At 60.2% G+C, this 7,605-nt stretch carries 3 protein-coding genes; 1 reads left to right on the top strand and 2 read right to left on the bottom strand.

What is annotated here, in order from left to right; genetic code table 11:
• Both D6877_RS15625 and D6877_RS15620 read right to left on the bottom strand, forming a co-directional pair.
• Positions 1–4,817 (bottom strand): NAD-glutamate dehydrogenase (locus tag D6877_RS15625; RefSeq protein ID WP_130911373.1); only part of this gene is annotated, 4,817 nt, incomplete at its 3' end.
• A 479-nt stretch (positions 4,818–5,296) separates the two neighbouring features.
• Positions 5,297–6,691 carry a hypothetical protein gene (locus D6877_RS15620; RefSeq protein ID WP_130911372.1) on the bottom strand — a complete coding sequence of 465 codons (1,395 nt, stop codon included), beginning with the start codon at positions 6,689–6,691 and terminating at the stop codon, positions 5,297–5,299.
• Between the two features lie 293 nt (positions 6,692–6,984).
• Between D6877_RS15620 and D6877_RS15615 the strand changes: the two genes are divergently transcribed.
• The gene (locus D6877_RS15615; RefSeq protein WP_116658751.1) at positions 6,985–7,338 is read left to right on the top strand and encodes a hypothetical protein; all 354 of its coding nucleotides are present in this window, start codon (positions 6,985–6,987) and stop codon (positions 7,336–7,338) included.
• The last annotated feature ends 267 nt before the right edge of the window (positions 7,339–7,605 follow it).

Here is a 7,605-nt window from a genome sequence, read left to right as displayed (position 1 = left end):
CGGTTGGCCACCGCGTACATGGCGTAGTCCGTACCGCTCGCAGCACGGATTTCCACCAGCATGGCGCGCCAGCGTTCGATCATGCTTTCGTGCTGGGCCATCCACAGCGCCAGGCGTGCTTCCACGTCCTGGGAACCGTCGCCCTGTTGCAGGACGGAGATGGTGATCGCCCGTTGCTGCCAGTCGACGTCATCACGGAACGCTTCACGGGCCAGGGCTTGCCAGTTGTTTTCCACCGGCAGCGCGCTGATCTGTTGCAGGTACCAGGTGATGTCCAGCGCAGAGCCGACGGCGAAGTAAGCCTTGGCCACTTCGGCCGGGTCCTGCCCGGTGACGTCGGCGGCTTCGATGATCGGCAGCAGCGTGTACAGGTGCGAAGTGCCCGCAACCATACGCGCCAGCAATTCCGGCACACCGGCTTCGACGTACGCCTGATAGCGCGACTGCCAGTTCTCGCGGATTTCGCCGCTGAGCAGTTCGTCGAGTTTCAGGCCCAGCTCTTTCAGGTGCGGACCGAAATGCGCGACGTCACGAGCAGCGTTCTGCTCGTTGCGGCGGGCACGCAGGAACCAGCGCGTGGCGCGACGGCCCAGACGCATCAGCTCGTCCATCAGCTCCAGCTGCACGTCAGCCGAAACCTGATAGTCCAGCGCTTCGATCTGACGGAACCAGTGCGGGAGGTGGAAGATGTCGCGCACGATCACGTAGGCGCCCGCCACGTTCGCCGGGCTCATGCCGGTCGACTCTTTGAGTCGCTGCACGAAGGTGATGCCCATGTGGTTGACCAGATCGTTGGCGATCTGGGTGCTGACGATCTCGCGCTTCAGACGGTGACGACGCATGGCTTCGGAGAACTTGCTGACCAGGGTCGGCGGGAACGCCGTTTCCATGTCGCGGGTCAGGTAATCGTCGTCCGGCACCAGCGAGCCCAGCAGCTGCTCTTTCAGGTCGATCTTGCTGTAGGAGATCAGCACCGACAGCTCAGGACGGGTCAGGCCGTGGCCCTCAGCGACGCGCTCGGTCAGTTGCTCTTCGGTCGGCAGGAACTCGATGGCGCGGTCCAGCTTGCCCCGGCCTTCCAGATCGCTCATCAGACGCTTGTACTCAGCGATGCGTGCGTAGGCACGGCGCGCCGCCAGGGACAGGGCCTGAGTCTGCTTGTAGTTGTTGCCCAGCACCAGATTGCCGACTTCGTCGGTCATGCTCGCCAGCAACTGGTTGCGTTGCTTGTCGGTCATGTCTCCGGCCTGAACCACTTCGTTCAGCAGGATCTTGATGTTCACTTCGTGGTCGGAGCAGTCCACGCCACCGGCGTTGTCGATGAAGTCGGTGTTGGAACCGCCGCCGTTCAAGCCGAATTCCACACGACCCAGTTGGGTCATGCCGAGGTTGCCGCCCTCGCCCACGACTTTGCAGCGCAGCTCGTTACCGTTGACGCGCAGTGCATCATTGGCCTTGTCGCCGACATCGGCGTGGCTTTCGGTGCTGGCCTTGACGTAGGTGCCGATACCGCCGTTCCACAACAGATCCACCGGCGCCTTGAGCAAGGCATTGAGCAGTTCGGTCGGGGTCAGCTTGTCAGCCTGGATGTCGAAGCGTTCTTTCATCTGCGGCGAGATCGCGATGCTCTTCGCGCTGCGCGAGAAGATACCGCCACCTTCGGACATGATGCTGGTGTCGTAGTCGGTCCAGGCCGAACGCGGCAGATCGAACAGACGCTGACGCTCGACGAAACTGGTCGCCGGGTTCGGGTTAGGGTCGATGAAGATGTGCATGTGGTTGAACGCAGCGACCAGTTGCAGCTTGTCGGACATCAACAGGCCGTTACCGAACACGTCGCCGGCCATGTCGCCGACGCCAACCACGGTGATGCTGTCTTCCTGAACATTGATGCCGCGCTCGCGGAAGTGGCGCTGTACGCCGACCCACGCGCCCTTGGCGGTGATGCCCATTTTCTTGTGGTCGTAACCGGCCGAACCACCGGACGCAAACGCGTCACCCAGCCAGAAGCCGTAGTCGATGGCGATGCCGTTGGCGATGTCGGAGAAGGTTGCAGTGCCCTTGTCCGCCGCGACTACCAGGTACGGGTCATCGTCGTCATGACGCACGACATTGACCGGCGGCACCAGCGCGCCGTCCTTCAGGTTGTCGGTGATGTCCAACAGGCCGGAAATGAAGATGCGGTAGCAGGCGATGCCCTCGGCCGCGATCTCGTCACGGCTGCCGCCCAGTGGCAGGCGACGCGGCAGGAAGCCGCCCTTCGCGCCCACTGGCACGATGACCGAGTTCTTCACTTGCTGGGCTTTTACCAAACCGAGCACTTCGGTACGGAAGTCTTCTTCACGGTCGGACCAGCGCAGACCACCACGAGCGACGTTGCCGAAGCGCAGGTGCACGCCTTCGACGCGTGGCGAGTAGACGAAGATTTCAAACTTCGGCACTGGCTTCGGCAGCTCAGGGATCGCATGCGGGTTGAACTTGAAGCTGAAGTACGACTTGTTCTGACCGTTGGCGTCAGTCTGATAGAAGTTGGTGCGCAGGGTGGCTTTGATCAGGTCGAGGTAACGACGCAGGATGCGGTCTTCGTTGAGCACCTGAACATCGTCCAGTGCGGTCAGAATCGCTTGTTCCAGACGCAGTTGCTTGTCTTCCAGATCATCTTCGCTGAGTTTGCGCGCCAGATAGAAACGGGTCTTGAACAACCGGGTCAGCTCGCGAGCGATGTCGGTGTGGTTGTTCAGGGTGCTGGCGATGTAACCCAGGTCGAAGCCCAGACGAATCTGCTTCAGGTAACGGGCGTAGGCACGCAGCAGCGCCACGTCGCGCCATGGCAGACCAGCGGTCAGCACCAGACGGTTGAACGCATCGTTTTCGGCATCGCCACGCACGATGTGCACGAACGCGTCCTGCAGGGTGTCGTTGAGTTGCTGGATGTCGAGGTCCAGACCTTCTGCGGCGGTGAAGGCGAAATCGTGAATCCAGAATTCGCGGCCGTTGGTGTGACGCAGGCGATACGGGAATTCACCCAGTACGCGCAGGCCGAGGTTTTCCAGAATCGGCAGGACGTCGGACAGCGCCAGCGGCGTGTCGGCGTGATACAGCTTGCAATGCAGCTCGCGTTGGCCGGAGACCTGACCGAGCGGCTGATAGAAGCTCATCACCAGCGGATTTTTTTCGTTGAGGCTCAGCAGGTGCTGCATGTCGACCACGGCCGAATGCGCGGCGAAACGCTCGCGGTAACCGGCCGGGAAGCCTTTCGGGAAGTCGGCCAGCACGTTGGTGCCGTGGGCTTCGCCGAAGCTTTCGACGGTCAGTGCGGCGTAGTCGTCCTGCCAGCTGCGGCAGGCCTGGACCACTTCTTTTTCCAGCAGTACCGGGTCGATGTCGAGGCGGTTCTTCGGATCGACGCGCAGGATCAGTTGCACGCGGGCCAGCACGGATTCCGAGAAGAACGTCCAGAACTCGCAGTCGGAAGCCTTCAGGCGCTCCATCAGCACTTGCTGGATCTTCTGGCGGACTTCGGTGGAATAGATGTCGCGCGGCACGTAGGCCAGGCAGTAGCAGAAGCGACCGTACGGGTCTTTGCGCAGGAACACGCGGATCTTGTTGCGCTCCTGGATCTGCACGATCGACATCACGGTGGTGAACAGTTCGTCGACCGGGGTCTGGAACAGGTCGTCACGCGGCAGCACTTCGAGGACCTGCGCCAGTTCCTTGCCCAGGTGAGCCTTGGACTGGAAGCCCGAGCGGCGCTCGATTTCTTCGACCTTGCGGCGGATGAACGGGATGACCCGCACGCTCTCGCCGTACACCGATGAGGTGTACAGGCCCATGAAGCGGTGTTCCTTGATGACTTTGCCGTCGGCGTCGATTTCGCGGATCGACACGTAATCCGGGTAAGCCGGACGGTGTACGCGGCTCGGGTGCGCAGCCTTGGCGAACGACAGCAGGGTCGGTTCGCGCAGGTAGGACACGGCGTAGTCTTCGATGCGCAGGTCTTCGTAGGTCAGGCCGGTGCGCAGCAGTTTGGTCAGGCCGAGGAAGGAGCTCTGGTCGTACTCGATGTGGCCGCCATCGGCCTGATCGGTGACCACGAACTCTTCGTAGCCGAGGAAGGTGAAGTGGTTGCCCACCAGCCATTCCAGGAAGCTCTTGATTTCGTTCTTTTCGTCGGCATCGACCGGATAGGCGCTGTTGTCGAGCTGGGTGAGGATGTCCTGCACCTTGGCTTTCATCGGCTCGAAGTCAGCGACGGCGACGCGCACTTCACCGAGCACCTGCTCAAGCTCTTTGCTCAGTACGTTCAGCTCGGCCGCGTTGGCGCAACGGTCGATTTCCAGGTACATCAGCGATTCGTGCAGCACGCCTTCGCCGGTGCTGCCCTTTGGCAGGACTTCCAGCAATTCGCCCTTGCTGCCACGACGGACGCTGAGCACGGTGGTCTGCAGGGTGTGAATGCTGTAGCCGCGACGGTTCAGCTCGGTACGTACCGAGTCGACCAGAAATGGCAGGTCGTGGTGCAGCACTTCGACCGCGGTGTGGGTCGACTGCCAGCCGTGGCGTTCGTAATCGGGGTTGTAGACACGCACTTGCGGTTGCGCGTGATCGAAGCGCTCAAGCAGGCGCCACGCAGAGAGAGTACAGCCAGCGAGGTCGGAGAGGCGACGTTGAGTCAGCTCGTCCAGGGAAATGATGCCGAAGAATTGTTCAGCGAACAGCGCCACTTGTGGCAGTGCCTGTTCACTGATGTGCTGCGCCAGTGCCGCTTGCAGTTGGTGCTGGAAGTCGGCTTTGCTGGCTGCGGTGAAGAACGCCATCTGTGGTACTCCGCTTAAGCTTGTTATTGATGGAAAGCGTCGCGTGCAACAGCCCTTTCGGGCCTCGTGTCGCCCTGTTCCTGATTCTCGGGCAGAGGAAACAGGGAGACAGGTGGGTGAAGCTGGACGGGACACTCAGGTCACATTCACCTTCCATGAATGAGCATCTGCAAAAGCGACTGCCAGCGCTGCCGGCAATGCCTTTACGGGTGCTCATCCGTTGCGCAGCTTAATGGGTGCGACAATGTGTCTGCTTGCGGTGCTGCGACATATTCGGTCATTGGCACGTAAATGCAGGGTTTGGCCTGCATCAACACTAGCAGGCGTGCGCCGAAATGCAGGTTCGAAACCCCGGTTTCACGGGACTTTCGTGCCAGGTCGGTCGCCGAGAACGTTACATATCCGGAAACGAAAACGCCCAAGGCCCTGTTATCGACCCTGAGCGTGGCATCCGGTTCAGCGCTGGCGGTTGACGCGGATCAGTCCGGCAGTTCCTCAAAGGCTCTGAATTTGCTCACCGTGGCGCAGTCGTAGCACATCGTCTGCAGGATCTGCTTGTCCATGCTGGCGTCGATGTTGCTCGAATCGCATTCGCGGCAGAACAGGCGCAGATGGCTGAGCAAGTCGCTGTCGAACGCCACGGCGGAAAAGAATTGCGGGACCAGTTCGTCACGCCAGTACATGCCCGGCGATTTGGAAAATCCGGCGCCGCTGTCCTTGAGCACCACGTCGTAGAGCAAGCGCTGCAAGGCCGTTTGCGGTACTCGCGCATCGCGATGGGCGTTCTTGCGCCAGTTGCGCGCGAGCGCGTCCTGCGCCGTGCCCAGCATGTTGCGCGGAATGGTGTTGGAGGCGTGACTGCGCCCCTTGGAATTGCCGGTGGCATAGAAATGCGCGGCGTTTCTCACGGCCAGCCGGGCGAAGTAATACAGCTGACTGACCGAGAAGTCCTGCAGCAACTGCCCGACCACCTCCTCGGCACGGGCCTCGGCCGTGAAGGCAAAATCCACTTCAGCGGCCAGCACACGGATGTATTGAATGGACGCTTCGCGAGCGAGACTGAAGACCAGCGAATAGATTTCGCTCTTCCAGGCGGCTTTTACGCTGCCAGACAACTCCTGATACAGCACCCGGTACAAATTCTCGCGGGTACTGCGCGCCACGCCGTCGAACGTGACGCTGGGCAGCCAGCGCACCGCGCTGTACTCGCGGATATTGCAGCCCTCGCTGCGATCGAAGGCGTTGATGTCGGAATCGGTGGAAACTGCCAGCACTCCGGCTTCGTGCAGGCTTTTGAGCAACTCTTCACGGGCCTCGAACGTCAGGGCGAGCAGTTCTTCTCTGGATGGCGCATTCAACGGCGCAATCCATTCAACGGTCGCGCCGTAACCATCATCCAGCAAGGCGAGCAACGTCAGCTTCTGCACAAACCCCAGATTGGCGTAAGGCACTGCGGGGCATCGCGCGCCATATCGAGCTTCCAATTCCAGGCGATCACGCGCGGCCCGGGCGGCAAGCTGCTGATGGCGTAACTTGAAACACTCTGTGCAGCTGCAAGTCGTGTGGCGGGTATTGGTGCCGGGAAGGCTTTGCTGGTGCTCACAGCGTACGCATTTGAAGGTACTGCGCAGCGAAAGCGGAGTACCTCTGGCGTGTCGGCGCACCCACATCGGCAGTCTGCAGTAAGGACAGCTGAGGTCGGCACTGATAACCGGGGGCAGAACCTTGAGCAGACTGCGCACCGTTGCAGGGATCTGAAATTCCGCCATCAGCGCGGCAGTTTTTTCGCCTTCGAGATAGCGCTTGTAGATTTCCTCGATCTGCTCATCGGACAGGTGGCGAATTTCTTCGGCGCGTTCGAAATATTGAGTCATGGCAAAGGTCCTTTTTTGGGGTTTTGGTAACGCACTCCGTTGCGCAAGAGCGGCGAAACTAACGGCAAAAAGGTGGCTATCACAAGGGAAAAATCGCAATTTCGGGACGATTTTGCGCATTCGGTAATTGCCTTACGCTGGCGTCGGATTTCCCCTTCTCGCTGCTCGGAGATGGGCGACGGAAATGTCCTGCTTTGCGACTTTTTGCCGATGCAGGCAGCGCAAATCGGTCGAGACTGGCAAAATCGCGCCTTCGAACAGACTCACCGCCGCCACTGCGCAGGATTTTCCCCATGCAAATGACCACCGCCCTACTGATCGTCAACCCGTGCGACGACGAAGAAGACAACATGGCCATGCTCTGCTGCCACAGCGACAAGGGCGAGATGTTCCTGATGAGCCGTTATCCGGATGAGGATGAGCTGGAGATCACCCTGGATGGCGAGCCGTCGACGCTTGACGGGGTAAAGGTCACGCTGACTTCGAACCTGCTGAAGATCGAGATCGCTGCGGCGGATGCCGATGCGTTGAATGGCGATGATGTGCTGGAGATCAGCTTCAACCCGGATATGGTGGATATGGATGAGGTTGTCGAGACTTTGAAGAATATTCTCGATGGGACCGGGACCTTTATCAGCGAGGTTTGATGTTGACCGGGCTGGCCCTTTCGCGAGCAGGCTCGCTCCCACATTGGAATGCGTACATCAGACCCTGTGGGAGCGAGCCTGCTCGCGAAGAGGCCGGAACTGCCATCCGATAAATTTCCTGCTGACGGAAGATCAAAAGATCGCAGCCTTCGGCAGCTCCTACAGGGGATCGCATTCAAGCCGGGAAGCTGCCAAAAGCCGCGATCTTTTGCTGTTTTGCACAAAATGCCGTTAGTCGCCGCCCCCCACGATGGATTAAAGTAACGC

The sequence above is a fragment of the Pseudomonas sp. Sample_9 genome, assembly GCF_004307535.1.
Classification (GTDB): Bacteria; Pseudomonadota; Gammaproteobacteria; order Pseudomonadales; family Pseudomonadaceae; genus Aquipseudomonas; species Aquipseudomonas mercuritolerans.
The sequence above is the reverse complement of the archived record's forward strand: the minus strand, read 5'-3'. Positions and strand labels throughout refer to the sequence as shown.